Below are 26,429 nucleotides of genomic sequence, written 5' to 3' on the forward strand. Positions count from 1 at the left end.
TCTTAAAAGATATTTAATAACATTAATATTGCCATTACAATCATTATGGCATTCTCAATAAAAGTAGCTTCTGTCATAGGTAACTTTAAAGCAGTACCTAGACAAGCACATCTGATTGACTTCTTATCTAATAGTGTTTTTGTAACTCCAACGGTTGTAATGCCTAATACAACTAGAGTGATGATTAAAGCAAGATTAACTTCAAATCGCATTAAAAACATTAATCCTAAAGCGGTTTCAATAAATGGATAAAACCAACCATAAGCAGGAACACGTTTTGCTAATGGGTCATACATTTTAAATGACTCTGGAAAGCCTTTTAAGTCCAACATCTTGAAGAAACTAAAAACAATATAGAATAAACCCATAAAATCGAGCATAAAATCATTCCAAGACCAATTTTTATAGTGAAGTAAAATGCTCGCTGAAGCGATATAAAAAATAATAAGCAGTAGAGGTTTTAATTGTTGTAACTTGCTTTTTTCTTCTTTCATTGGCATTGTCGACATACCTGAAGATGCAAACACATTCTTCTCTTTCTTTTCAGATAAGGTATACTTTTCTGGTAATGCATTTTGTAATATTTCAGTTGAAATATGAGTATTCATTTTCACTTCTGCCTCACCTTTTTCAAGATTAACAGACACCTCTGATACTTGGTCTATTTCTCTTAAATATTTTTCTACGGAAGCCTTACAGTTATTGCAGGTCATTCCTGTTATATTATAGGTATGTTTCATTATTGCTGTGTTAAATAATTAATAATCGCTGATTGCACATAATAAGTTCTGACTGACTCTATTTGGTTCATTTGAAACTTTAATTGTAGTTCTTGAATATCCAAAACATCATTAAAATCAATCGTTCCTGTTTCGTAGCTTTTGATTAAGATGTCCTCTGCATCTTTGGCTTGTTTTAAGTTCTTGGTTTGCGTGGTATAACTTATTCTTGCTGAAATACGTTCATTGATCGCTTTACTTAAAAGCGTTTCCAGCATATTTAATCGTTCCTGTTTTTGAACTGTAATTTCCTGCTGTTGCAACTCATTTTGCTTGGTTTGAGATTTATATTTTTTATTAAAAATCGGGATTGACACCGAAACCATAGGCATCACAATATCTTTTCCGTTATCCGAGAAATTCATATCTGGTCTTTCGGAAACATTGATATAGTCCAAACCAAAACCAATCATTGGACTGCTTTCTTTTTGGTTTAATAATTCTGATTGTTCTATGGATTGATATAGTTTATCATACTTCAACAATTCAGGATGTAATGCTAAATTTTCAGTAATGATTTCAAAGTCTTCCGAAGGCATCATTAAACTATCTACCACAGTAACAGCAACATTATTTTCTCTATTCAAAAGATTATTAAGATTCGTTTGTTCTGCTAAAAACTGTTGACTTAAAACATCTTTTAATTGTTGCATTTCATTTTGACGCATTTGTAATCGCAACACATCTACAGCTGATGCTTTACCAACTTCAAGCGATGTTAAAGCCAACGTTTCGTAGGTTTCCAAAAGATTAATATTCTCGTTTAAAACCTCCTGTTTCGCTTTGTTGGCGTATAAATTATAATAGGATTGTGATACAGAAGCCATCAATTTTCGCTTTGCAATAACAATGTCTTCATATTTTGCATCAGCTAATGAACTGATATAGTTTTCTCGTGAAGTAATTGTACCAAACCACGGTAACATTTGTTTAGCCGATACTTTAAATCGTTGCGCTCCTGTTCGTGTTTCTGGTTCGCTCACAAAGTAACCTACACCAAATGCGGTATTAGGAATGGTATTGACTTCGTTTACCTTTTCGGAAGCTCTTTTGTATTGCAACTCAAATTTTTGAATTTCTGGATTGTTATTTAATGCAACATCAATAAGCGTTTCTAACTCTTGACTTTGCACAGAAAGAACAAAGCATAAAGGACAAAGAACAAAGACCGTTCTTATATTCATTTTTATGTGTTTCATTTTGTTACTCTTTTAAGTTGAACTTCGGATTTCCAGCTGTATAATACTGGAACTACAAATAAGGTTATTAAGGCTATGAGCATTCCACCAAAACTTGGTATTGCCATTGGAATCATAATATCGCTTCCTCGTCCTGTTGAGGTTAGTACTGGTAACAATGCCAAAATTGTAGTCGCAGTTGTCATTAAACAGGGTCTGATTCGTTTTTCTCCTGCTTCTACTATGGATGCTCTAATTTCCTTTTTGTTCTCTGGTATATTTCTATCAAAAGTTTGCGTTAAATAGGTTGCCATTACTACACCATCATCTGTTGCAATGCCAAAGAGTGCAATAAACCCAACCCAAACCGCTACACTTAAATTAATGGGATGCATCTGAAATAAGTCTCGCATATTTTCGCCCAAGAAATTGAAGTTTAAAAACCAATCTTGACCATAGAGCCATATCATTATGAACCCGCCTGAAAACGCTACTGCGATACCTGTAAACACCATTAATGAGGTTGCCACAGAACGGAATTGGAAATACAGTATTAAAAAGATAATTGCCAATGCTAATGGCACTACAACAGAAAGCGTTTTTTCTGCTCGTAACTGATTTTCATACGTTCCTGTGAATTCGTAGTTGATACCTTTTGGAACTATTAATTCACCAGAATCTATCTTTTCTTGAATCAGTGCTTGTGCATTTTCAACAACGCTTACTTCTGCAAAACCATCCAATTTATCAAACAACACATAACCTACTAAAAAGGTGTCTTCACTTTTAATGACCTGTGGACCTTGCTCATAACGAATGGTTGCCAATTCGCTTAACGGAACAGGGCTGCCTTTTTCAACTGGCACATAAATCTGTTGTAAGTCTGTTGGATTTGCTCTTAATTCTCTTGGGTATCGCACACGAACACCATATCGCTCACGACCTTCGACCGTTTGGGTTAATACCATACCACCTACTGCGACTTTTAATACCTCTTGAACATCATGTACAGAAATACCATAACGTGCAATTTTCTCTCTATCAATATCAATTAACAAATAGGGTTTACCTACAATACGGTCTGCAAAAACAGCTTCTTTTTTAACACCTTCAGCTTGTTTGAGTATATCTTCCAATTGAACACCAAAGGCTTCAATTTGCTTTAAGTCTTGACCTTTTACCTTAATTCCCATAGGTGCTCGCATTCCTGTTTGAAGCATTACCAATCTTGTTTCAATGGGTTGTAGTTTTGGTGCTGACGTAACACCTGGCAATTTGGTAACTCTTACAATTTCATTCCAAATATCGTCTGGTGATTCAATTTCTGGTCGCCAATTACGATAGTATTCACCATCCTCATCTTCGATTAGTTGAGACCTTTTAACTGTGCTATAAGCAACATTTTCGGAATTATTAGGATTAGAAATAAAGCGACCATCTTTCAATTCAAACAAACCATCCTTATTTACTTTATAGCGTTGTCGTTCTCCATATGCATTCAGCATATATTCTGATTTATACTGAATGATGTTCTCATACATTGATAGAGGTGCTGGGTCTAACGCTGATTCTGTTCTACCTGCTTTACCAACAACTGTTTCAATTTCTGGAATACTGGCGACAGCCATATCTAATTGTTGTAAAACCCGTTTGTTTTCTTCCACACCAGAATGAGGCATTGAGGTTGGCATTAGTAGAAATGAGCCTTCATTTAAGGATGGCATAAACTCTTTGCCTGTGTTCTTCATGATGAAAAACCCTGCAATTACAATAGCTGTTGGAACAGATAGAAACAACAATTTATGATCTAAACACCACCTTAAAATATGTGTGTAATATTTGATGAATAATGTAAAAAGGCCTAATAAACCAAAGCAAATTACACTTACAAAAATGAGATTCCAAAAGATGCTTTTATCAACGCCTAATGGTCGCCAATATTCGGCTAACAGAAATATGATTGCTGATGCTGAAATAATGATATTGACAAGATTAGCTTGTTTGTCTGATATTTTATTTTGAAGATTTAGAAGTGCTGTAATTCCAAAAGCTATCAAAATCAATCCTAACCAATACCCAAAGACTATTGCTACGATTCCTGAAGCTATTAAAACACCATTTAAAATAGTTTTAAAAGTGTTTTTAATGCTTTTCTTTCTGAATAAATAAGCAGCAAACGGTGGAATTAAAAATAAAGCGACAATAATTGATGCAGTTAACGCAAAGGTTTTTGTAAATGCCAATGGTCTAAATAATTTTCCTTCTGCACCAATCATAGTAAATACAGGAATGAAACTAATTATTGTTGTCATTACTGCGGTTACGATTGCGCCAGATACTTCTGCTGTGGCATTATAAACTACTGTATTAATGGATTGTGTTCCATCATCTTCATCTAAATGTCTTATAATGTTTTCTGAAAGAATGACACCAACATCGACCATTGTACCAATAGCAATTGCAATACCAGATAATGCGACAATGTTTGCATCTACACCAAAGAACTTCATAGCTATAAAAACCATTAAAACCGCAACTGGTAGCAGTCCAGATATAAGTACCGATGCCCGAAGATTAAACACCATAATGATAATAACCAAAATGGTAATTAGAATTTCTAAAGTTAAGGCTTCATTGAGTGTGCCAAGTGTTTCTTGAATTAATTCTGTTCTATCATAAAATGGTACTATTGTGACTTGTGATGTTCTTCCATCTGCCAATACTTTTGAAGGCAATCCTGCACTTAATTCGTTAATTTTCTCTTTTACATTATTAATAACTTCCATTGGGTTTGCACCATAACGCGCTACTACAACACCACCTACAACTTCTGCACCTTCTTTATCTAATAAGCCACGTCTTGTTGCAGGGCCTAAAGAAACTTTTCCAATATCTTTAATTCGTATTGCTGTATAATCTTCGGAAGTAACGACAGCATTTTCAATATCTGCGATAGATTTCACATAACCCAAGCCACGAACTAAATATTCTGCATTATTGATTTCAATAGTTTGTGCACCAATGTCTTTATTACTTTCCTTAACTGCTTTTACAATATGATGCAAACCTATATTGTATTGACGCATCAATTCTGGATTAACATCTACTTGGTATTCTTGAACATAACCACCAATAGATGCTACTTCTGATACGCCACTCGCAGAGGATAGCGCATATTTTACATAGTAATCTTGAATACTACGTAATTCTTGTAAATCCCAACCACCAGTAACGTTTCCGTTTTCATCACGTCCTTCAAGCGTGTACCAAAATATTTGTCCTAACCCTGTTGCATCAGGACCCAGCGCAGGATTAACACCATCAGGTAATAAACCACTGGGTAATGAGTTTAGTTTTTCGAGAATACGACTTCTACTCCAATAAAATTCTATGTCCTCTTCAAAAATGATATAGATACTTGAAAAGCCAAACATAGACGAACTACGAATGGTTTTTACACCAGGAATACCTAACAAGGATGTTGTTAATGGATAGGTAATTTGGTCTTCTATATCTTGAGGTGAACGACCATCCCATTTGGTAAATACAATTTGTTGGTTTTCACCTATATCTGGAATAGCATCTACAGCGACAGGATTACTTGGTAAAAATCCTGTATCCCAATTGAAAGGTGCATTTACTGTTCCCCATCCTATGAAAAGGGCGAGTAGAAGTACTGCAACGAGTTTATTCTCAATAAGAAATTTAATTGCTTTATTAAGCATATATTTTGATTATTAAACAGTTAGACATTGGTGTTCTGAAAACACCGAATACAACAAATTATCCTTATGACATAAAGCCATAGGACAACACAGTCTATTGTTTAAAAATCAAATTAAATACGTCTCGTCGATCTTGAAGATTTGCCTGACGACGAGTGGTGGTTTGTATTCTTCGTAAGAAGACACATTGTTATCTAAACCTTCAAAAAGGTTAATATAGGTGTAAACAAATGAAGCTATGAATACTTGTTGCTCAAACGCAATTTTGTCAACTTGTAATTGTAATTCGTCTTGACCTTCAAATGCTAATTGTTCATCATCACAACAGTTTTTCTTCGTAATAGAACAACCTTCTGTTGAGGGCTTGTCCATTTCCATACCGCAACCTTTAGCTTTTTGGAAAATAGCCGTTTCCACTAAAGTATCTCCACAATAATGCATGTTTACAGTAAATGACATAGTAGAGAATAACACTACAAAAGCCATTATAAACGACATTATTTTATGAGATATATGCTTCATAACGACTACAAAGGTATTAAATTTTAATTAATGTCATTTTTGTTTAACAGAAACTTAAACATTCATCAATCCCAACTCATTCTTTGTAATCTTACTGCATTTAGAATGGCTAATAAGGCCACACCTACATCTGCAAAAACGGCTTCCCACATCGTAGCTAAGCCGCCTGCTCCTAATATTAAAACAATAGCTTTAACTCCGAAAGCTAATATGATATTTTGCCATACAATTTTTCGAGTAGATCTGCCTATTTTAATAGCTCTAACCACCTTTGATGGTTGATCGGTTTGAATAATAACATCTGCCGTTTCGATAGCAACATCGCTACCTAAGCCGCCCATAGCAATACCCACATCACTTGCGGCTAAAACAGGCGCATCATTAATACCATCACCAATAAATGCAATTTTATTTTCAGGGTTTTGTTTTAGAATTTCTACTTCATTTAGTTTTTCCTCTGGCAACAAACCACCCTTAGCATTTTTTATATGCAACGATTTAGCCACTTGCTGTGTTATCGAATTCTTATCTCCAGAAAGCATCATTATGTCTTTTATGCCCACTTCATGTAATGCTGTGATTGTGTCTTTGGCATCCTCCTTCAATTCATCGGCAATAACAACATAACCCACAAAGGCATTGTTAATGGCGACCAACACAATAGACTCCACAATAGATTCGGTTTCATTTGGCACCTCGATATTATTGGCTATCATTAAACTTTTATTTCCTATTAAAACAGTTTTATCGTTTACCGTTCCTTTTAGACCTTTTCCTGCAATTTCAGAAACGTTTTCTGCTTTATAATTACTTCCATTGCCTTTATACTCCATGATAGCCTTTGCAATAGGATGGGTAGACTGTTCTTCCATGGCTGTTAGGTATTTCATAAATTCGTGTTCTTCCCAACCTATAACCTTGATTTCCTTTATTTTGAAAACACCTTTGGTAACTGTTCCCGTTTTATCCATTACTAAGGTGTTAATTTTGGTCATTGCATCTAAAAAAGAAGCACCCTTAAATAGTATCCCATTTTTCGAAGCAGCTCCTAGTCCACCAAAATACCCGAGTGGAATAGAAATCACTAAAGCACAAGGGCAGGAAATTACTAAGAAAATTAAGGCTCTATACAGCCAGTCTCTAAAGACATAATCATCTACAAAGACATAAGGAAGAAAGGTAACTCCAATAGCTAAAAACACAACAATAGGCGTATAGATTCGAGCAAACTTCCTAATGAATAATTCCGTTTTCGATTTACGAGCTGTAGCGTTTTGAACTAAATCTAATATTCGAGCAATAGAACTGTCTTCAAAATTGTTAGTCACCTCAACTTCTATTACACTGTCTAAGTTAATACTACCTGCATAAACCTTGTCTTCTTTTAAAACTGAATTAGGTTTGCTCTCCCCTGTTAAAGCCGCTGTATTCAATGAGCCTTTTTCAGATAATAGCACACCATCTAAAGGCACTTTTTCGCCAACCCTAATTTGAATCTTCTCGCCAATGCTGACATCCTTTGGTGAAACGTTTGTGTAAGCACCATTACGATAAACATTTGCTTCTTTTGGGCGAACATCCAGCAAGGCTTTAATATTTCCTTTTGCTCTATTGACAGCAGCATTTTGAAATAACTCACCAACTGCGTAAAAGAGCATTACTGCCACACCTTCGGGATATTCACCAATAATAAACGCTCCAATAGTAGCAATAGACATCAAAAAGAACTCTGTAAACACATCACCTTTTTTTACGCTCTTCCAGCCTTCTTTTACAACGGGTAAGCCTACAGGTAGGTACGCTATACAGTACCAAATTATCCGTATCCAGTCCTTAAAAAAAGTAACACCAAAATAGTCTAATGCTATACCAGCGATAAGCATAATGAAACTTACAATAGCAGGAATATAGGTTTTAAAATCACTGGGAGAACCTCCGTGATTATGTCCATCATCGTGGCTATGTCCCGCTTTCGAGTCTTGTTTTAAATCCCGTAAATTGACCTTCTTTTTTTTCATTAGTAACTCATATTAATAAAACAAAGGTGCTCAAAAAACCCATGCAATAGAAGTGCATTTTTATGCACTGCATTTATCGCATAAACCTTTTACGACCAAGTTTATTTGTTCAGAAATAAAACCATCTGGCACTTTAATTTTAGGTATTTTATGGTCTGTTAAACAAATCGTTTCGTTGCAATTATTACAATGAAAATGCAAATGCAAATCGGTTTCAATTTCGCAGCTACAGTCCTGTTCACACAATGCGTATTTTGTTATTCCTGTACCATCGTCTATTTGATGTACTATAGCTTTCTCTACAAAGGTTTTAACTGTTCTATAGAGTGTTGTTCTATCTGCTTTCTCAAAAGCTTTCTCTATATCACTTAAAGTTGCGGCTACTTGCTTTTCTGCAAGGAACTTATAAATCAATAAACGCATTGCCGTTACGCGAATATTTTTAGATTCTAGTACTTGTTCAATTGTTTCCATAACTAGTCGTGATCTTCGTTTCCAAATGGTTTAATTATGAGTCCGACACTAAATATAAAACCATCTGTAGGAGCATATATTTCCGGAAAAACAGGGTTTTCGTGTGGTGGTAAAACCAGAGGCGAAAACCTACTTTGTCTTCTGTCTGTAAAGTTTTCGAAATTCACAAATACGCTACCCAATTTAAAGTTACGCATTAATAGTAAGCCCATCGTTAGAAAATCTGTTGTTTCAGTACCATTTGAAAGAAATTGCTTTCCTGTGTAATAGGTTTCGTAACCGATGCGCCACTTATCAGATTCGTACATTAATACACTACCTGCATTGTGTTTTGCTGTTAATGGCTTTTGTGGGTTACCTGGTAAATAATTTAGTTTGGTATCAATAAATGCATAGTTTAAAAACCATCTAAAATCTTTATAAGTAAATTTAATATTGGTTTCTGCTCCTTTACTAAAGATTTCATCAGGTGCATTTTCAAATTGAAATAAACCGTTTTCTGTTGAATTTAAAAGCAATCCATCCTTTATTGCTGTGACATAGAATAATTGATTTACAGAAAAACCAATAGCATCAGACAAACGTGTTTGATAATTCAAATCGAAATTAACACCATAAGAACGCTCTGCGTCTACTTTAGATTTATCAATGGCGAGCACATTTTCAAAATTAATATATTCGGCTTCTTCAGTGAAAATATCAGGGATTTTGTAACCTAAACCACCACCGATTCGACTTGAAAACCCGTTATCATTTTTATAAAGCAATGACACTCTGGGAAGAGGAAAGAAGCCAAAATCGTAATTATAATCGGCCCTCAATCCTGTTTCTAAAATCCAATGTTCTGAAATGTCATAAATATTATTCGCAAAAGCACCAAAGGTGACATCTTTTTGATCGCGCTGAAGGGTCGCATTGTCATTTTCATCAAAATTCGAGGTATATAGATTAGCTCCGAATATCCAATCGGTTTTTTCCGATGTCTTGTTATAAGTAATTTCAGTAAATGTATTCGTTTGCTTACCATCAAAGCTGAAATTTGGAACTGATAAATTTCTATCGAAAAAAGAGACACTATTTTTAAATTGTAATGAACGTAACTCATCTAACTGTGTTTGATACACAAACTGACTACTTAACCGTTTTGAGTTGTTTTCTTCGGTATATTGATGTATCCCTTCTTCACCATTCTCAATTTTGCTAATATCACCGCCTACTCTATCATCGTATGTCCCGTTTAATCCAAGCCAAATCGTTGTTTTTTCCGATGGATAATAAAACAACTTAGGGTTAAATGAAATGGATGTCGTTTTAGGAAGGTTACTAAATTCATCATCTTCGGGATCATATACTTTTTGGTAGTGACCAGAACCGTAAAGCGAAAAACCAAATGTCTCATTTCGTTTACTGTAAAATATATTAGCGGTACTTCCCAGCGCTTGGGTTTGGGTAAGCATAATATCTAATTCAGGTTCCTCGTCTGGTGTTTTAGATACCATATTTACTAAGCCTGCTATAGCTCCACCGCCATAAAGTGTTGAAGAGCTTCCCTTAATAATTTCAAATTGTTTTAAATCTAAAGGAGGAATTTGCAAAATACTTAAACCGCTTGAAAAACCCCCATATAGAGGGAATCCATCCCTTAATAGCTGGGTATATCTACCATCTAAACCTTGAATACGAATGTTAGTACTTCCGCTACTTAAAGATGTTTGTTGCATTTGTATTCCTGTGCTTTCACGAAGTACCATGGAGATATTGGTAGGATTCATTATGGCCTTTTCGCTTAATTCTTCTGTACCTATAAACTCAATACGCGTTGGTATTTTTCTAACTGTTCTCGTACTTCTTGTAGATTGTAGTACCACCGCGTCTAATTGATTACCCCCTTCTTTTAGTTTAAATACTAATGCTGAAGTACTCGGGACTTGGATTGTAGTTTCTATGGTTTCAAATCCTAAAAAGGAGATTATTATTTGATGCTGACCGTTTGGTATTTCGGTAAACTCAGCGATACCATCAAAATTGGTAACAGCCCCTTTTTCTAATGCTTCAAAGTAAACTGTAGCACCTATTAACGGTTCATTCTCAGTTTCTGCGATAATTTTTATTTGTATGTCTGATGTTTGCGCCTTTAATGATAGGCAAAGTAATATAATGAGCGTTATGCTCAATGTGTATTTATTCATTGAAATATAATTGTAATTAACTAATTAATTGATTTAAAATCGCGTTGTTTTAGCTGATTACTTGTGGTGGTTGCCAAATATTCGAATGAAAATCAAATCTATATATAGATTGATATGAAGATGCTATTTTGGTAGAAATTTTATAATAATCAATGAGGTTGTAAGTTGCCAAAGGTTCGTAGGTAATTGCCGTACCGCAACAATTACAAATACAAGTTGCAGGACAAGAATCATCACTATCTTCTTGATGGTTATGATTAACACTTATATCTTCTTGGTGCAGATCTTCACTATTTTGACCATCAGAACAAGGTTTTGCCGAAAGCGATAATATTAATAATGACAATATGATTGTTACAAATTTCATTAAGGCAAAGATAAAAATTTAAAGATGCAATGGTTGTGCAAATACTAATATTAAAGGATTCTGAGTTACGAACTTTTAGTTTTTCCAATCGCTTACTTTAAATAAAAGTCTCCCGTATTTTCCATCACTAGTAAAGGAACCTTCAAATTAAAAGCAAAACTTTCTGCTGGATGTGTTATAAACAGCCGCTCTAAAAACGAATGTTTTCGACTCATCATTGCCAATAAATCAATATTATTAGCTGTCATATAATTAGTAACGGCATCAAACAAACGCTCTTCTTCAAGCATAATAAATGAATGATTCACATTTGAAAAGCACGAGTCTAAGAACGCTCTGTTATTCTCCTGATATTCACTGAGGCGTTCGGCTTCTTTAACATGAATAATATGAACGTCGTAATTATGATGCTCTACCAAATTGATTAGAGGTAATAAGTCTTCAGAATTATAAGCCGTATAGTAGTTAGACGTAAATGCAACGGTCTTTATAGTTCTATAGTTATAATCGTTAGGAATGGCTAGTACAGGGCACGAACATCGCTGAAATACACTTACTGTATGTGACCCAAACAGTTTCTTACCTATAATAGAAGCGCCTCTTGTTCCCATAACAATCATATCAATTTGATTCTTATTAACTACCTGTTGTATGGCATCAATAAAGTTATCGTAATCTACTTTGGGTTCAAATTCATGTAGCACATTTGCATATTGCTCTTCTAATTCCGTAATTAAGATTTCCAGTCTTTTCATAGAGGCATCTATTAAAGAATTAAATAATGTATCGGAAGGTCGCATCGCCATCAAATCGTCTGTTACAAATGATGACACCTTTTGAACATTCAGCAAATAGAACTTACAGGGTTCATATTGATAAAATGACATCGCGTAATGAATAGCGTTTAATGCGTTTTCCGAGAAATCTGTTGGTAACAATATATTTTTCATAATACAATGATTTTGATCTTACTCTAAATTACAAAGCATAAGACTAAAAAATCATGATAAATATCATCTGCTATACAAAGATTCAAAGTCAAAACTTCGAAAAAATATTAGTTAGAAATGATAAAGGATTGTATTTTCGGCATAATAAATGTTAGTATAATCGTTATTACAACTAAACGTATTACAATGAAATTTTTGATATCTACACTTATTATTTTGAGTTCATTTTTTTCTTTAGCTCAAAATAAAACTATTGCTGCTGGTGAAAAGCTAACCTATAGCGCATCGTATAATATGAATGGCATACTCAATGAATTGGCCGAAGTTACAATGCAAACTAGCGAAGTCAAAACATCAAAATCGACCTTACTAAAATTAAAGTGCACAGCGGTAACTTACAGTAATTGGGATAGTTTCTTTAAGATTCGTGATTTATATGAAAGCTATGTAAGTCCCAAGACATTAACCCCTTTTCTATATAATAGAGATATTTATGAAGGTGGTTACAAGAAATTCATGAAATATAAGTTTAACCATAAAACAAGAACTGTAGCAAGTTTAAAACGAAAAACCAGACGTGATGGTACCGAGTGGGAAGAAAAGAAATCGGTAAAAATAGGAGGCTCTACTCGAGACCTAGTTACTACGTTATATCATATCAGAAATTTAGATATTCATAAAGCAAGTATTGGTGATAGCCAGAGTTTTACGGTATTATTTGACAACAAAGAGTCTGTTGTAAGCATAAAGTATTTAAGCAAAGAAACTATTAATACTGCCATTGGTAAAAAAGAATGCTACAAATTGTCTATTTCAATTAACAATAGCAATGTTCTTAAAGGTAATAATGACAACCTACTTTGGTTAACGGCAGATGCCAATAAAATACCTGTTTATGCAAAATTCAAAATTGCCGTTGGAAATGGTGAATTAAAAATAAAAAGCGCAACAGGACTAAAACATTAATATCATGAAAAAGCTACTTATAATTTTAGGATATATAGCAGCAATTCTAGCACTAGTGTTAGCGGTGACACCTTTATTTAAAATTGCGTACATCCCTTCAATATTGGCTCTTATATTTGGTATTCCGGCCTTAGTCACATCAAAAGGGCAGCAAACAGGTAAAAGAGCTATTCAACTTGTATTTTTAATGACAATTATTGCTCTGGCTCTAACAACATACAAAGCAGTGTTTACCGAATCTGAAGTTGGAAATACAGAACAATTAGAACAAAAAGAAGATCAACTCGAAGAAGAATCCATTGATGAACTCGAGGGTCTAGATTTAGACGAGATAGATAACGAATAAATAAAATGAGGTAATACTTTCGATATTACCTTTTTTTTTATTTTATTTGAATCATAATCAGCCATTTATTAGTCCGCAAATGAAAGTTCATCTTGTTGCATTGTCCCTTACCCTTGTTGGTTCATGCGCAACACTTAGACATACAGAAAAGATAGAGCAACTTAAAGAAAGTATCTACTTTGACGATTCCGAAACAGTTCAAACCTACCTAAATACCATTACGGAAGATGAACTAAAAGAACATGTTTATGCATTTTCATCCGATGATTTCCAAGGACGAAGAGCTGGCGAACCAGGACATCACAAAGCCTCAAAATTTATTAAAGATTATTATATCCGTGAAGAGATTAAATCGCCTTTAGGTTCAAAGTATTATCAACGGATTCCTGAATCTTATTTTTCAGGAGATATAAAAGATTCCCAAAATGTTATTGCGTTTATAGAAGGTAGTACATATCCCGATGAAGTTATTATTATATCGGCACATTCTGACCATGAAGGGTACAATGACACCGAAATTTTTAATGGTGCAGACGACAATGGTTCTGGCACTGCAGCGGTTTTAGAAATGGCGCAAGCATTCAAAAAAGCAGCTATGGAAGGACACAGACCTAAACGTAGTGTTGTTTTTTTGCATTTGACGGGTGAAGAAGTAGGTCTTAATGGCTCTCGATATTACACGCAATACCCTGTATTTTCAATGGCAAATACAGTAGCCAACCTAAATATAGATATGATTGGACGTGTAGACGATGCTCACATCGATAATGAGAACTATCTCTACATTATAGGAGCAGATCGTTTAAGTACCGAACTGCATTATATTTCAGAAGAAGCCAATAATGAATTCACAAACTTAGAGTTGGATTATAGACTTAATAGCGACAACGATCCTAATCGTTATTATTACCGATCAGACCATTATAATTTTGCTCAAAAAGGTGTTCCTGTAATTTTCTATTTTAACGGTGAACATGAAGATTATCATGAACCAACAGACACACCAGACAAAATCAACTATTCTCTTTTAGAAAAAAGAACCAAGCTAATATTTGCCACAGCCTGGTACTTAGCAAATTCTGAAAACAGAATTGTTGTAGACAAAGATGTAATCTAAGCTGTTAAATTTTATTTAAAGACCACGCTACCATACTAGAAGTCACCTAGAAATTTCGTAATATTAGTGCTACAAAACTAAGTAACACTTAAATAATGAAGACGTCACTAAAAACTTTAGCTATCGCCTTACTCCTTGTAGGCTGCGGTAGTTCAAATCAAAACGCAACAAAGCAAGCAAATGCTAAGGCTCCTGTTGACCCAACAGAATACGGAAACAGCATTACTTCAGATGAATTAAAAGAAATGCTTTATACTTACGCTTCCGATGAATTTGAAGGTCGCGAGACTGGAGAACCAGGTCAGAAAAAAGCCGTAAACTACCTCAAAGAACAATATATGAAAATGGGAATTTCTTCTCCATTATCTGGAGACGACTACTTCCAAGAGGTTCCGCTTCAAAGACGAAAATCACCTGAAGCCGCATTAAAAGTCAATGGAACTAGCTTCGAGCAGTTTACAGATTTTATAGTCACTAGTGCCTCTGAATCACAAACTATCGATGCTTCAAACATAGTATATGTTGGATATGGTATCGACTCAGAAAACTACTCAGACTACACAGGTGTTGATGTAAAAGGTAAAATTGTATTGGCAAAATCTGGCGAACCCAAGGATGCCAATGGAAACTACGTGACTACAGGAACAGCCGAAGAAACAAAATGGAGTTCTGGTAGGTCTTCAATATCTTCAAAACGTAGTACAGCAAGAGAAAAAGGTGCTAAAGCTATATTTTACTTAGATGCAGCACTTTTCGAGAGGTACAACAATTATTATCGTGCCGTTGCACAGTCTGGTGAAGCTGGTAGAATATCATTAAAATCGAATGCACCTTCTGCCCCATTTATAATGATAAACCAAAATCTGGCTTTTAAATTATTTCCAAAAATCAATGAAGATAAAACATCTAAAAAAGCGCCAACTTCTGTAAAACTAGACATTAAGAGCCAGTCAGATAAAGTATCATCAGAAAATGTTGTAGCACTTATTAAGGGTACAGAAAAACCTGATGAAATTTTAGTAATTTCCGCACATTTAGATCATGAAGGTGTAAAAGATGGGCAAGTCTATAATGGCGCAGATGATGACGGCTCTGGAACAATAGCACTTTTAGAAATTGCCGAAGCATTTAAAAAAGCGGCCAACGATGGTAATGGACCAAAACGTTCAATTCTATTTTTGCATGTTACTGGAGAAGAAAAAGGGCTTCTAGGGTCTAGACATTATACAGATAACGATCCTATTTTTCCATTAGAAAATACGGTAGCCGATTTAAATATTGACATGATTGGTCGTGTAGATCCAAAACGTAAAGGCGACAGAAACTATGTTTATCTCATTGGAAGTGATAAATTAAGTACCGAACTGCATAACCTATCAGAAGAGGCCAATAAAAAATACACAAACATAGAGTTAGATTACACCTACAACGATGATAATGATCCAAATCGTTTTTATTACAGAAGTGATCATTACAACTTTGCAAAAAATAATATTCCAGTTATTTTCTATTTTAATGGAACTCACGATGACTATCATAGACCATCAGACACAGCAGACAAAATTGAATATGACTTACTAGAAAATAGAACACGATTAGTATTTTATACAGCTTGGGAGGTTGCTAATCGCGAAGGCCGACTTATAGTCGATAAAGCCGAAACCAAATAACGAGGTGGGCGTTACCCTACTTCGTTATAACGTCTTAGGGTCGCGCTTTCGGTAGTCGCTCTCTGCGAGGAGCTTCAACAAATACCTCAATCGCTAACGCAATCGAAAGGTTCAAGACAAATTTTTAATTATCTTGAACCTTTCTTTATATAATACACATATTATGAGTGAGAACAAAAGACTTAAAATTGGTGAAGGGAAAATTAGCGGATATCTTTCTATTTTTTTGGCCATTGTGTCCTTAGGCTTTGTTATTTGTGCCTATTTTCCAGATGTATTTACTACCAAAGATTTTAGAGACATTTACAACCCACAAATTGTGAAATGGTCTATTCTTGTAGTTCTAATACTTTCATTCATTTTTGCCTTTACGAGTTTCATTTTAAGCAAGAAAAAACGTTACGGTTTTATTTCCACAATTATCATTGCCGCTACAATTTTACTAGGATCGGCATTACCAGAAGGCACAGGTATTCAAGACAAAACGTTCACCATAGGTCTAGATTGGTTACTTATTGACGTCTTAGTTTCTGCCATTGTATTTGTTCCCATAGAACTCTTTTTACCAAAACGTACAGAACAGTCCAAATTTCATAGCGAGTGGAGAACTGATCTTGTCTATTTTATCGTAAGTCATTTATTCATACAAATTATTGGTGTCATTGTACAATATCCAGCAACAACAATGTTTAAGAATATTGGTTTGGAAGGTTTTCAAAACACCATTCAATCCATACCTTTTTTACCACAATTATTTGTAGCGTTATTGGTGTCAGATCTATTCCAATATACAGCACATTATTTCTTTCATAAAATACCTTATCTCTGGCGCTTTCATGCGGTACACCATTCTACCAAAAACTTAGATTGGCTCGCTGGTTCTAGAACTCATTTTTTCGATTTAGTAGTGGTTAGAGCAATGTCATTCATTCCAATATATGTATGTGGCTTCGATAGTTCTGTCTTTTTTACATATATCGTTATTGTCTCCTTTCAAGCTGTTTTAGCTCATGCCAATACAAGAATTAACTTTGGATTCTTAAAATATATATTTGTAACACCACAATTTCATCATTGGCATCACTCTGACGATCCCAAAGCGTATGATAAAAATTTCGCAATTCATTTTCCGTTTATAGATATGATTTTCGGCACTTATTATGATAAAGGTAAAGATTGGCCAGAAAGCACAGGCTTAGGCGATGTTCACTACCCAAAAGGTTACGGCAAACAATTTATATATCCTTTTGTAAAAAACCCACAAGAAGATTTAGAAGATGCCAGTGAGCGCTAATGAAAAATAATACTACAAAAAAAGCCTTTCACAAGTGAAAGGCTTTGTAATTTTGGGTGGAAGACCGGGTTCGAACCGGCGACTTTCGGTACCACAAACCGACGCTCTAACCAGCTGAGCTACAACCACCATTTTTATTTTATTTAAACTTTTAAAAGTTCCCAAAAGGAATGCTCAAATTAGCTGAAACCGAGCCACCATTTAAATTGGACTGCAAATGTAAATTATTTCGTAGTTTCTACAAAGACTTTTTTTAAATTATTACTTCAAATCAAACAAACTATCTACAGCAATATGTCTTTCTACATTAAATCCTTCGGCATAATCTGTTCCAATGAGTCTCCCAAGGTCTCTAGCTCTATATTTAATGCTATCTGTGAAGTTTTTACTCGAAATAGGTGTTTGTGGTTCATCGCTCTTTGGGTCATAAAACTGTGTTTTATAAGCTAAGACAGAAGCCATTTTTACATCAATATGTCCAGATATATCTACGGCCAAATCGGGTTCTAAATTCTTCCATTGAATGTAATGATACACCTGTTTAGGCCGCCATTTATCTTGATTCACACCATCAAGTGTTGTTTCTATTTTAATTAAACCACTTAAAAAACAAGCATCACTTACCAACTTACTTCCTCTACCATGATCAATGTGTCTGTCGTCAAAGGCATTACATAATACTATATCTGGCTGGTATTTCCGAAGCATTTTAATAACCTCCAATTGATGCTCTTTGTCGTTTATAAAAAAACCATCAGCAAAACCCAAATTTTCTCTAACGGTGACACCTAAAATATGTGCAGCATCACTTGCTTCTTGATCTCGAGTTTCTGCCGTACCTCGCGTTCCTAACTCACCACGTGTTAAATCAATAATTCCAACCTTTTTGCCGTTAGCAACTTCTTTCGCAACTGTTCCACCACAACCCAATTCTACATCATCAGGATGAGCGCCAAATGCCAATATATCTAATTTCATCTATTTAATTTAATAATATGCAAATTACAAATTCTGTCATAATTTATGAGTTCCAATCGCGTTGTTCTTTATCCGATAAAAATGTCCACGCCATGACTCTACTTATTTTATTTCCAAGTGACAGTTCTAATTTTTTAATTTTTGTAGCTCCTAATTTTTTAAGCGATGTCTCCATGGATTTAACATGGTCTTTTTTAGACACTAAACTCGTATACCAAAAGCAATTCTTTTTTAATTGAGAACTTTGGTACAAATAATTATGTAAAAATGCCTTCTCTCCACCTGGATACCATAATTCTTGAGCTGTTCCGCTAAAGTTTCTAACTATAGTATCGGTATTTTTCCCAAGACCTTTCAATTTCCGTTTGGTTTCTTCTAATGCTTCTGTTTCATTTTTATAAAACGGCGGATTACACATACTAGCGGCAACGCGTTCAGAAGGTAAAATCTCGTCATTTAAAATCCACTGTGGATTATTCTGAAATCGCAATGTAATAACCTCATCCAACCCATTCTTATTTATAATTTTTTGAGCATTTTTATAAGCTCCTTTATCTATTTCCGTAGCAATAAAACGCCATCCGTACTCGGCTTGTCCTAAGAGTGGATATATACATGTTGCTCCTGTTCCTATATCTAAAACAGTGACATCCTCACGTAACCCAGAGGCTACCAAGAGATCATTTAAAAGATGAATATACTCTACGCGTCCAGGAATTGGCGGACATAAATGATCATCGGGAAATTCCCAATACGACACGGCGTAATACAATGTTAATAATGCTGTATTTAAAGATTTAACGGCCTTAGGATTAGCAAAATCTATGGTTGATTTCCCATGCGAATTTGTGAATACAAATGTTTCTAATTCTGGAGAATTAGCTACTAAGACTTCAAAATCATAGCCTTTTGAATGTTTATTATGTTTATGCAAATGCGGCGACTTTAGTTTTAGTAATAGCTTGTTCGATATCTTTTTTAAGGTCCTTATAATTTTCTATACCTACCGAAAAACGTATGAGTCGATCACTTATACCTACAGCATCACGTTGTTCTTGCGTTAGTAAAGCATGAGACGTTTCTGATGGTAATAACATGGTGCTCTCTACTCCTGCTAAACTCATAGATGATTTAATTAAATGCAGTTGTTTTTGAAATGCCATAGCATCTATACCATTGGCTAATTCAAAAGAAATCATTGCTCCAAAATCATGCATCTGCGATTTGGCAAGTTCATGTTCTGGGTGGCTTTTTAAACCAGGATAGTAAACCTTGGTAACATCTGAATGCTTATTTAAAAATTTAGCCAATTTCTTGGCATTCTTTGTTTGTGACTTCACCCGAAGTGCTAATGTTTTCATGCTTCGTTCTAAGAGCCAAACTGTCATATCACTTAGGCTTCCTCCCAAGTTTTTAGAGACATTCCAGATCCGATCAATATGGTCTTTAGAACCTGCTACTGCTCCAGCCAGAATATCACTATGACCACCTAAATATTTGGTTGCCGAGTGCATTACTATATCAATCCCTAAGTCTAACGGGTTTTGATTTACAGGGCTCGCAAAGGTATTATCAATAGTAGTAATAATCCCTTTTGATTTTGCCAAACTGGCAATGGCTTTAATATCTGTAATTGTTAATAAAGGATTTGATGGTGTTTCAATATGAATCACCTTTGTATTAGGCCTTATCGCAGCAATAAAATCGGCTTCTTTATGACTATTAGTAAATGTATATTCTATACCATATTTATGAAACTCTTCACGAATAAAATTACTCGTCCCGCCATACAGGGTGTTTTGCACAACAAGATGATCGCCTTTTTGAAGAAATGCTAAAAACATATGACTAATAGCTGCCATTCCGCTTCCAAAAATCATGGCAGATTCTGCGCGCTCCAAAGCTGCAATCTTTTTTGATAAATGTTCTTGATTTGGTGTATTAAAATAACGTGGATAACGCTTTATGTCCACATTATCAAACTCATAAGATGTAGACATATAAATTGGAGAGATAGCACCTTTAAATTGCTCATCTTTAATTTCGCCAACATGTGTACAAATGGTATGTATCCCTAGTTTTTTCTTTGACATAGCTTTTAATTTGTGAACACTAAATTTACAAAAAGAAGACCAAAGAATTATGGATGCATTATAGTTTTAATCAATGGGAGATAATAAGACGTTTATTAGACAATCCAGCCTTCGTTTTAACGCTTACAAGATAAGTGCCTTCGGAAATATTAGATACTGGGATCTTAAGCATTCCAGATGAATCCGATTTCAAGTTTTTCCAATGTTTCACTTTTTTTCCTAAAATACTAAACAGTCTGATGTCTTGAATTTCTAAAGCATTAGTGGTTTTTATTCGTAACTCTTTAGTAGATGAAATGTAGCTAATTTCAGTAGTTTGTTGATTGAAGTCATTTACCGATAACTGACTATTAGCAAAACTCATTAAGTTGACATCATTTGTAAATGCAATAAAAAAACGATTTAAGTGATTTCCTTGCGCAATGGTTTCTACCAAATTACTATCGGAAATTGAAGTCACCGAATCATCCATAGCATCATAAATGTAAACATTTATAGTATCATCAAAATTTTCTAATCCTAACAGAGAAAATTCAACATCGCCAGAATCTGTCAAAAATAAACCTAAGGGATATGTTTTACTTTCATGAAACGAGCCAACGCCTTGAATAACGTAACGATTATCGTTGATAAGCCAATTGCAATCGTTATTATAATTGTCTATGTTTTGGGCATCATAGCCAAAATCAAAACCATCTGTCGCCGCATTATCAGGGGTAAACCCTAAAAGTAAGTGTCGGGTATAACCTAGTGGTGTTGTAATATCAATTCGAACACGTTGAATTTCAGAATTTACAGTGGGTGCATTATGATTTGCAGTAGCATGTACTGGTTCTAAAGTAGTGCATAACAGCACTGCTAAACAGATGTAGGCAATCGTTTTCATTACATTAGGGCTTTAATGAAAATTTAGTTTTAGTTAAGCGCCAATGTAGTAATTAAATATAAAAAAATCCATTAAATGCATAAATATTCGATGAAATGCATTTAATAGATTTATATTTGTAAGAATTTATATCATTCTTTAATAATAACTTTAGTGTTATAAATACCATCATTAGTGTTTACTTTGATGATATATGAACCTTCAGCTATATTCTTCACCGGAATTCTAATGGCTCCATCAATCACGAATGTCGATGTGTTATCCCAATTTTGAACTTCCTGGCCTAATAAGTTTATAAGTTTTATAGTCTTAACATCTGAAATGTTAGCCATATTCACATAAATTTCTTGAGTAGTATTAAAGAATGCAATGAGATGTTTGTTTAAGTCTTCCTCTGGAATAGATAAGGCTGTTTCCGAAGAAAATGTTACATAAAATCGATTCTCATAGGTATTTGCATCTAGCGCAATTTGAAAAGCAGTACTGCTTATATCAGCATAGTCATCTAAGAGAGCATCATAGATATAGACGTTAATAGCGTCTTCGAAGTTTTCTAAACCTATAAGGGATATTTCATATAATCCAGGAGTATCAACATAGACCACCAAAGGATATTCCTTGGTATCATCAAAATCACCAACACCTTGAGTTGTAAAATCTCCTTCCTGAATTCTAAAGAACATATCATTAGGAAATACCGAATCAGAATTTTCTGCATCATAGGCATAATCTATACCATCTGTAGCTAGATTATTTGGAACAAAACCAAGTAATAATGGTCGTTTGGCACCTTCAGTTGTTTTAAATTCTAGACGTACACGTTTAATATCTGTATTAGGATCTTCATCTGTTGAATACAAATTTGGATTACTGGATCTTATAAACGTTGAGCTTGCCGATGTTTCTCTTACAAACGTACGCTGACTATTTTTAAATTGAATATTACCACCAACATTACTCGCTGTAACAAAGAACCCTTGTGATACTGGTACGTATCGTCCAGGTAATTTGGTTGGTGTTCCATTCCCGCTTACTAATGGAGGCGATACTGCTGGATTTCCACCAGTTAAATTATATGTGGCATAACCACCTTCATAGTCTTCTAAAATATGCGTAAAGTTTGATGTGTAGTGCTCCCAGAAATACAAAGTTCCATCTGTACTTTGAGATGTACCTGGGTTTCCTCCCGGAATATTATCAAGAATAAAAGCATTGGCATCTATTGCTGATGGGTACGGGTTTCCAATTAAGGCTTGATTACCAATAGTTATTGGTGTTGTAATTGTTCCATTATTTGGTTTTCCTATAAACACATAATTTTGAACAGCGCTTACAGGATTTCCTACACCACTTCCTTTCATTGTAAAACTTAAACCTGTAGCAATATTGTCGGTCTCACTTAAACCTCTCCATGATGCATAACTATCGAAAGGATAATTTTCATAAGCAAATAACCAGTAACTACTCAAGGTAATAGGCGTTGTTGCTCCATTGGCGTCATGAGCTCCAGTCCATTGTAAGGTTTGAGGACTATTTGAATTCGATCCATCCCTTAAAATACCATTTACATTAAATGGATTATTGTTTGATGCAATGCTTAATGTACTTACAGGAGAACTCCAATAATTATAATTATATAGATTGGCTGTACCCTGTTGATCTCGTTCTAACTTACCAGCACTAGTAACATCCAAAATACTGCCTTCATCTTGTAGTAATTGAGACTCACCAAATAGGTCAATATCTCCATCTAACTTCAGGTAATGTGTAACTCGCAATGACTGTCCGTCGTTTGTTTCATCCTGAGCTGACCCAGGATCCTTAATATCAAGAACTTTATTTGGTGTATCTGAAATCAACCCTAAAACAGTAATATCTTTATTTCCAGAATTGATATCATGAGATATTTCAACAATATTCCAATCAATTGGTGTGGCATTATCAATACCTAAACTGTTAGGTGCATCCCAAACATTAAAGTTTGTCCATGTATTATCTGTAGCCCAATTTTGACCATCTACTCTAGACGTATATGGTAAAGGAGCGGTTTCTTGTTGTGCAGAAGTCATATTTCTTAATAGCCCTCTAATCCCTTTATTAGCCACTAGAGTACCACAATTCACATCCATTCTATAATATCCGTCTAAATCTGCCCAAGATAAACCAGCAATATCTAAAGGAACTACTGTCCCTCTTACTGCAGTATTATCTTGAATCTCCTGATTCATCATCTGACGAATTTGAGCTGTTGTCAACGCTGTATTCCAAATACGGAGCTCATCCATCCATCCATTAAAATAATTCACTGGTCGATTTGGAGCGTTATTAGCTTGATCCATTGCGCCTGCTAAACTATTCATTGTATTTGTTGAAGGGGCAGAACCTGCCACTGGTGTACTTACTTCGACACCATCAATATATAATCTATAACTACCACTATTATTAGTAACCGCTATATGATACCATCTATTTGTTGATATTGGATAAGAAGATTGAATTGAACCAGCACCATTCCAATTAAACTGTACTGTCGTTCCTACTAACCTTAAATCATATCCCGTAGATAAGTTATTGGCATCACGTTTAGAAAACAACGTTTGTGTTCCTGTAACAGATTCAGGCTTAATCCAAGTTTCAATACTAAACTGATTTGTTAGATTATAATTATCCTTGAACGTAATATAATCATTAGTTCCGTCGAAATCTATCGTTGGGCAACTCTGAATAATTACTTCGATACTATCTGAACAGCCAATAGTAGGAACGGTCCATGTTAATTGATATGTTCCTGGGTCTGCCGAAAATTTAGAAGTTGGACTACCAACATCTGAGAAAGTATAGTTCCCACCACAACCTGATGTTTGTGTTGCAGACCATACGCCAGCTTCTCCTGTTCCAGGATAAGTTCCTGTTGTAAACACGGCTGGATTAGACACACCATTGGAAACATTTTGAGCTGCTGTCAAGTTATTATTATAGGCGTTTAAGTTGATGTCCTCTCCACACTCTCCTATAATCTGGGTAATATCCTCCCCAGCATAAGCCAGAGATGCATTAACATCAATAAATTCGGTTCCTTCTGAACCTATGGCCCTACATCCATTTATTAGAGAAGTTACACCATAAGTCTGAATTCCAGGTGTTACAGGTGTAATCGTTGTTGTTGCTCCTGTTGTTACTACAGTTCCTGTACCATCTTCCCATTCAATAACTTCATCAACTGGAGCTTGAGGAATCGTAATGCCGTCAATAGCCCATGAACTACCAACTGTTGATGTGAATGTGAACTTTACTCTAAGGTTAGTTAGTCCTATATAGTTTGTTAAATCAAAAGACACAGCATTGCCTGCATCTTGAAGGTCAATCGTTGGTACATTATTAGCTCCTCCTCCTAAATTCACAAATCCACCTGAATCACCAGGTCCACTAAAGCTCATTAAACTTATTGGATATGTTGCGCCTCCATCAACTGATAACTCAACCATTCCAATGGCACCAGACTGTAGGTAATATGCCGATTGAAAATCAATACTAGCAGAAGACAAACCTAACGTATTAAATACGGCAGTCTCAAGTGTTGTTACAGGTGGTGACGGATCGGCTCCGTTAAAATCACCATAAGTTATGGCAAACTTACCTCCTCCTTGATTTTTATACCTTACGCCTTCAGTAATATTACTAGAATTATTCGCATTACCATTACTAATACCTCTCCAAGGGGTCGGTGATGTATTACTGCCTGAAGCACTCCACCCAGAGACACCGTCATTTCCATCAACTAACCAACCTGGTAAATTAGCTTGGTTAAATTCACCACCATCATTTAATTCTGGATTAGTAGCAAATGAGCTTTGGGCTACAACCGTAATATCTGCTCCTAAACATGTATCAAATGTATCTGGACCAACAATTGTTGGCGGAATGTCTGGTGGTATCACAACGACTCTAACTATAGAAGATGTCGCCTGACAAGATCCTATCTGTACAACAGCTCTTATCAATGTTGTTTCTAAAATATCAGCGAAATAATAAGATGTTGTTGTATTTGCGATGTTAGTCCAAATAAGACCACCATTAGTTGATGCTTGCCAATACGCCACATTTCCTGTGTGACCTGACAAATTAAACGTTGCATTTTGTGGTTCATCTGGACATGCCGTTACTTCTACCAAATTATCGGCGTCAGCTATAGTTTCTGTATTATTTAAGTAACCTAATACAGTCCCTCCTGTTATTGTTGGACTAACCACAGTCACTGTAGATGTACAAATAGCAGAATTCCCATTTCCGTCATCAACAGTAAGTACAATGACATTAGTTCCTATATCTGTACAATCAAATACACTTTGAGATAATGTGAAATTAACTGTACCACAGTTATCTGTTGACCCATCATCAATTTGTGCTCCTGTAATCGTAGCGGTTCCAGTCGTATTATCTAATTGAACAGTTAAATCCTGACAAACAGGCACTGGATCTGTAGTATCATTGATGACTACATTTTGAACCACATCAATTGCATTACCATTGCCATCATCAAAATTCCATGTGATTGCAAAAGATCCTTGAGTGTTATATACTAAAGGATTGCCTGTGGTTCCTGTAATAGTTCCCGAACAACCATCTGTTGTTGTTGGTACCGAAACGGTCGCACTACATTCACCAGTAATCGTTGGTAAACTAGGAGCAACTGGTCCAGTTGTATCATCGATAATCACATTCTGATCTTGCGTGCTTGTGTTTCCATTGCCATCGTCATAAGTCCAAGTTACTATCGTTGTTGTCCCTTCGCCTGAAATTGGAAGTGTTGCATTATGACTTACAGTTACTGTGCCTCCACAGTTATCTGTAGCTGTTGGTGCTGTTAAACTTGTCAC

The 26,429-nt window shown here is 35.1% G+C and carries 19 protein-coding genes and 1 tRNA gene; 5 read left to right on the forward strand and 15 right to left on the reverse strand.

Going from position 1 to position 26,429, the window contains the following annotated elements; all coding sequences use genetic code 11:
• Positions 1–2 precede the first annotated feature (2 nt).
• From Q0787_RS12410 to Q0787_RS12450, 9 genes are all read right to left on the reverse strand, one after another.
• Positions 3–740 (reverse strand): heavy-metal-associated domain-containing protein, encoded by a 738-nt coding sequence (locus tag Q0787_RS12410; protein WP_298903057.1) that lies wholly within the window; start codon positions 738–740, stop codon positions 3–5.
• Positions 740–1,978, reverse strand: a complete 1,239-nt coding sequence (locus Q0787_RS12415) for a TolC family protein (protein ID WP_298903058.1) — start codon at positions 1,976–1,978, stop codon at positions 740–742. Before Q0787_RS12415 ends, Q0787_RS12410 begins: the two co-directional genes overlap by 1 nt.
• The gene (locus tag Q0787_RS12420; RefSeq protein WP_298903059.1) at positions 1,975–5,682 is read right to left on the reverse strand and encodes an efflux RND transporter permease subunit; all 3,708 of its coding nucleotides are present in this window, start codon (positions 5,680–5,682) and stop codon (positions 1,975–1,977) included. The genes Q0787_RS12415 and Q0787_RS12420 overlap by 4 nt, the downstream gene beginning before the upstream one ends.
• Positions 5,683–5,790: 108 nt before the next feature.
• Positions 5,791–6,204, reverse strand: a complete 414-nt coding sequence (locus tag Q0787_RS12425) for a hypothetical protein (RefSeq protein WP_298903060.1) — start codon at positions 6,202–6,204, stop codon at positions 5,791–5,793.
• A gap of 65 nt (positions 6,205–6,269) precedes the next feature.
• The gene (locus Q0787_RS12430; protein ID WP_298903062.1) at positions 6,270–8,222 is read right to left on the reverse strand and encodes a heavy metal translocating P-type ATPase; all 1,953 of its coding nucleotides are present in this window, start codon (positions 8,220–8,222) and stop codon (positions 6,270–6,272) included.
• Positions 8,223–8,282: 60 nt separating this feature from the next.
• A complete protein-coding gene (locus tag Q0787_RS12435; protein ID WP_298903063.1) occupies positions 8,283–8,696 on the reverse strand; it encodes a Fur family transcriptional regulator in 414 nt (137 codons plus the stop codon).
• A 2-nt stretch (positions 8,697–8,698) separates the two neighbouring features.
• Positions 8,699–10,885, reverse strand: a complete 2,187-nt coding sequence (locus Q0787_RS12440) for a TonB-dependent receptor (RefSeq protein ID WP_298903065.1) — start codon at positions 10,883–10,885, stop codon at positions 8,699–8,701.
• Positions 10,886–10,934: 49 nt separating this feature from the next.
• Positions 10,935–11,252 (reverse strand): DUF6660 family protein, encoded by a 318-nt coding sequence (locus Q0787_RS12445; RefSeq protein WP_298903066.1) that lies wholly within the window; start codon positions 11,250–11,252, stop codon positions 10,935–10,937.
• Between the two features lie 92 nt (positions 11,253–11,344).
• Positions 11,345–12,202 carry a universal stress protein gene (locus Q0787_RS12450; protein ID WP_298903068.1) on the reverse strand — a complete coding sequence of 286 codons (858 nt, stop codon included), beginning with the start codon at positions 12,200–12,202 and terminating at the stop codon, positions 11,345–11,347.
• A gap of 186 nt (positions 12,203–12,388) precedes the next feature.
• Between Q0787_RS12450 and Q0787_RS12455 the strand changes: the two genes are divergently transcribed.
• The 5 genes from Q0787_RS12455 (at position 12,389) to Q0787_RS12475 (ending at position 17,595) form a co-directional block, all read left to right on the forward strand.
• Positions 12,389–13,168 carry a DUF3108 domain-containing protein gene (locus Q0787_RS12455; RefSeq protein ID WP_298903070.1) on the forward strand — a complete coding sequence of 260 codons (780 nt, stop codon included), beginning with the start codon at positions 12,389–12,391 and terminating at the stop codon, positions 13,166–13,168.
• A gap of 4 nt (positions 13,169–13,172) precedes the next feature.
• Entirely contained in the window at positions 13,173–13,514 is a 342-nt protein-coding gene (locus Q0787_RS12460; RefSeq protein WP_298903071.1) for an FUSC family protein, read from the forward strand.
• Between the two features lie 79 nt (positions 13,515–13,593).
• Positions 13,594–14,631, forward strand: a complete 1,038-nt coding sequence (locus tag Q0787_RS12465) for a M28 family metallopeptidase (RefSeq protein ID WP_298903073.1) — start codon at positions 13,594–13,596, stop codon at positions 14,629–14,631.
• A 95-nt stretch (positions 14,632–14,726) separates the two neighbouring features.
• On the forward strand, positions 14,727–16,301 hold the full coding sequence (locus Q0787_RS12470; protein WP_298903074.1) for a M28 family peptidase: 1,575 nt from the start codon (positions 14,727–14,729) through the stop codon (positions 16,299–16,301).
• 163 nt (positions 16,302–16,464) lie between these two features.
• The gene (locus Q0787_RS12475) at positions 16,465–17,595 is read left to right on the forward strand and encodes a sterol desaturase family protein (protein WP_298903075.1); all 1,131 of its coding nucleotides are present in this window, start codon (positions 16,465–16,467) and stop codon (positions 17,593–17,595) included.
• A 54-nt stretch (positions 17,596–17,649) separates the two neighbouring features.
• Here the strand turns inward: Q0787_RS12475 and Q0787_RS12480 are convergent.
• The 6 genes from Q0787_RS12480 to Q0787_RS12505 all read right to left on the reverse strand — a co-directional run.
• Positions 17,650–17,725: transfer RNA gene (locus Q0787_RS12480), tRNA-His, on the reverse strand.
• Between the two features lie 131 nt (positions 17,726–17,856).
• Positions 17,857–18,573 (reverse strand): bacillithiol biosynthesis deacetylase BshB1, encoded by a 717-nt coding sequence (gene bshB1, locus Q0787_RS12485; protein ID WP_298903076.1) that lies wholly within the window; start codon positions 18,571–18,573, stop codon positions 17,857–17,859.
• A 43-nt stretch (positions 18,574–18,616) separates the two neighbouring features.
• Positions 18,617–19,507 carry a 23S rRNA (adenine(1618)-N(6))-methyltransferase RlmF gene (rlmF, locus tag Q0787_RS12490; RefSeq protein WP_298903078.1) on the reverse strand — a complete coding sequence of 297 codons (891 nt, stop codon included), beginning with the start codon at positions 19,505–19,507 and terminating at the stop codon, positions 18,617–18,619.
• Complete coding sequence (locus tag Q0787_RS12495; RefSeq protein WP_298903079.1) at positions 19,500–20,666, reverse strand: PLP-dependent aspartate aminotransferase family protein; 1,167 nt, start codon at positions 20,664–20,666, stop codon at positions 19,500–19,502. The genes rlmF and Q0787_RS12495 overlap by 8 nt, the downstream gene beginning before the upstream one ends.
• A gap of 70 nt (positions 20,667–20,736) precedes the next feature.
• Positions 20,737–21,552 carry a T9SS type A sorting domain-containing protein gene (locus Q0787_RS12500; protein ID WP_298903080.1) on the reverse strand — a complete coding sequence of 272 codons (816 nt, stop codon included), beginning with the start codon at positions 21,550–21,552 and terminating at the stop codon, positions 20,737–20,739.
• Positions 21,553–21,683: 131 nt separating this feature from the next.
• Positions 21,684–26,429, reverse strand: a 4,746-nt coding sequence (locus Q0787_RS12505) for a LamG-like jellyroll fold domain-containing protein (protein ID WP_298903081.1), incomplete at its 5' end; no start/stop codon positions are given.

It is taken from the genome of uncultured Psychroserpens sp. (assembly GCF_947492715.1).
In the GTDB taxonomy this organism is placed as follows: domain Bacteria; phylum Bacteroidota; class Bacteroidia; order Flavobacteriales; family Flavobacteriaceae; genus Psychroserpens.

Coding starts and splice junctions, on each gene's coding strand:
- Q0787_RS12450 (WP_298903068.1), bottom strand. CDS start 12,202: ATGAAAAATATATTGTTACCAACAGATTTCTCGGAAAACGCATTAAAC.
- Q0787_RS12455 (WP_298903070.1), top strand. CDS start 12,389: ATGAAATTTTTGATATCTACACTTATTATTTTGAGTTCATTTTTTTCT.
- Q0787_RS12435 (WP_298903063.1), bottom strand. CDS start 8,696: ATGGAAACAATTGAACAAGTACTAGAATCTAAAAATATTCGCGTAACG.
- Q0787_RS12465 (WP_298903073.1), top strand. CDS start 13,594: ATGAAAGTTCATCTTGTTGCATTGTCCCTTACCCTTGTTGGTTCATGC.
- bshB1 (WP_298903076.1), bottom strand. CDS start 18,573: ATGAAATTAGATATATTGGCATTTGGCGCTCATCCTGATGATGTAGAA.
- Q0787_RS12445 (WP_298903066.1), bottom strand. CDS start 11,252: ATGAAATTTGTAACAATCATATTGTCATTATTAATATTATCGCTTTCG.
- Q0787_RS12495 (WP_298903079.1), bottom strand. CDS start 20,666: ATGTCAAAGAAAAAACTAGGGATACATACCATTTGTACACATGTTGGC.
- Q0787_RS12470 (WP_298903074.1), top strand. CDS start 14,727: ATGAAGACGTCACTAAAAACTTTAGCTATCGCCTTACTCCTTGTAGGC.
- Q0787_RS12410 (WP_298903057.1), bottom strand. CDS start 740: ATGAAACATACCTATAATATAACAGGAATGACCTGCAATAACTGTAAG.
- Q0787_RS12460 (WP_298903071.1), top strand. CDS start 13,173: ATGAAAAAGCTACTTATAATTTTAGGATATATAGCAGCAATTCTAGCA.
- Q0787_RS12415 (WP_298903058.1), bottom strand. CDS start 1,978: ATGAAACACATAAAAATGAATATAAGAACGGTCTTTGTTCTTTGTCCT.
- Q0787_RS12440 (WP_298903065.1), bottom strand. CDS start 10,885: ATGAATAAATACACATTGAGCATAACGCTCATTATATTACTTTGCCTA.
- Q0787_RS12500 (WP_298903080.1), bottom strand. CDS start 21,552: ATGAAAACGATTGCCTACATCTGTTTAGCAGTGCTGTTATGCACTACT.
- Q0787_RS12475 (WP_298903075.1), top strand. CDS start 16,465: ATGAGTGAGAACAAAAGACTTAAAATTGGTGAAGGGAAAATTAGCGGA.
- Q0787_RS12430 (WP_298903062.1), bottom strand. CDS start 8,222: ATGAAAAAAAAGAAGGTCAATTTACGGGATTTAAAACAAGACTCGAAA.
- Q0787_RS12420 (WP_298903059.1), bottom strand. CDS start 5,682: ATGCTTAATAAAGCAATTAAATTTCTTATTGAGAATAAACTCGTTGCA.
- Q0787_RS12425 (WP_298903060.1), bottom strand. CDS start 6,204: ATGAAGCATATATCTCATAAAATAATGTCGTTTATAATGGCTTTTGTA.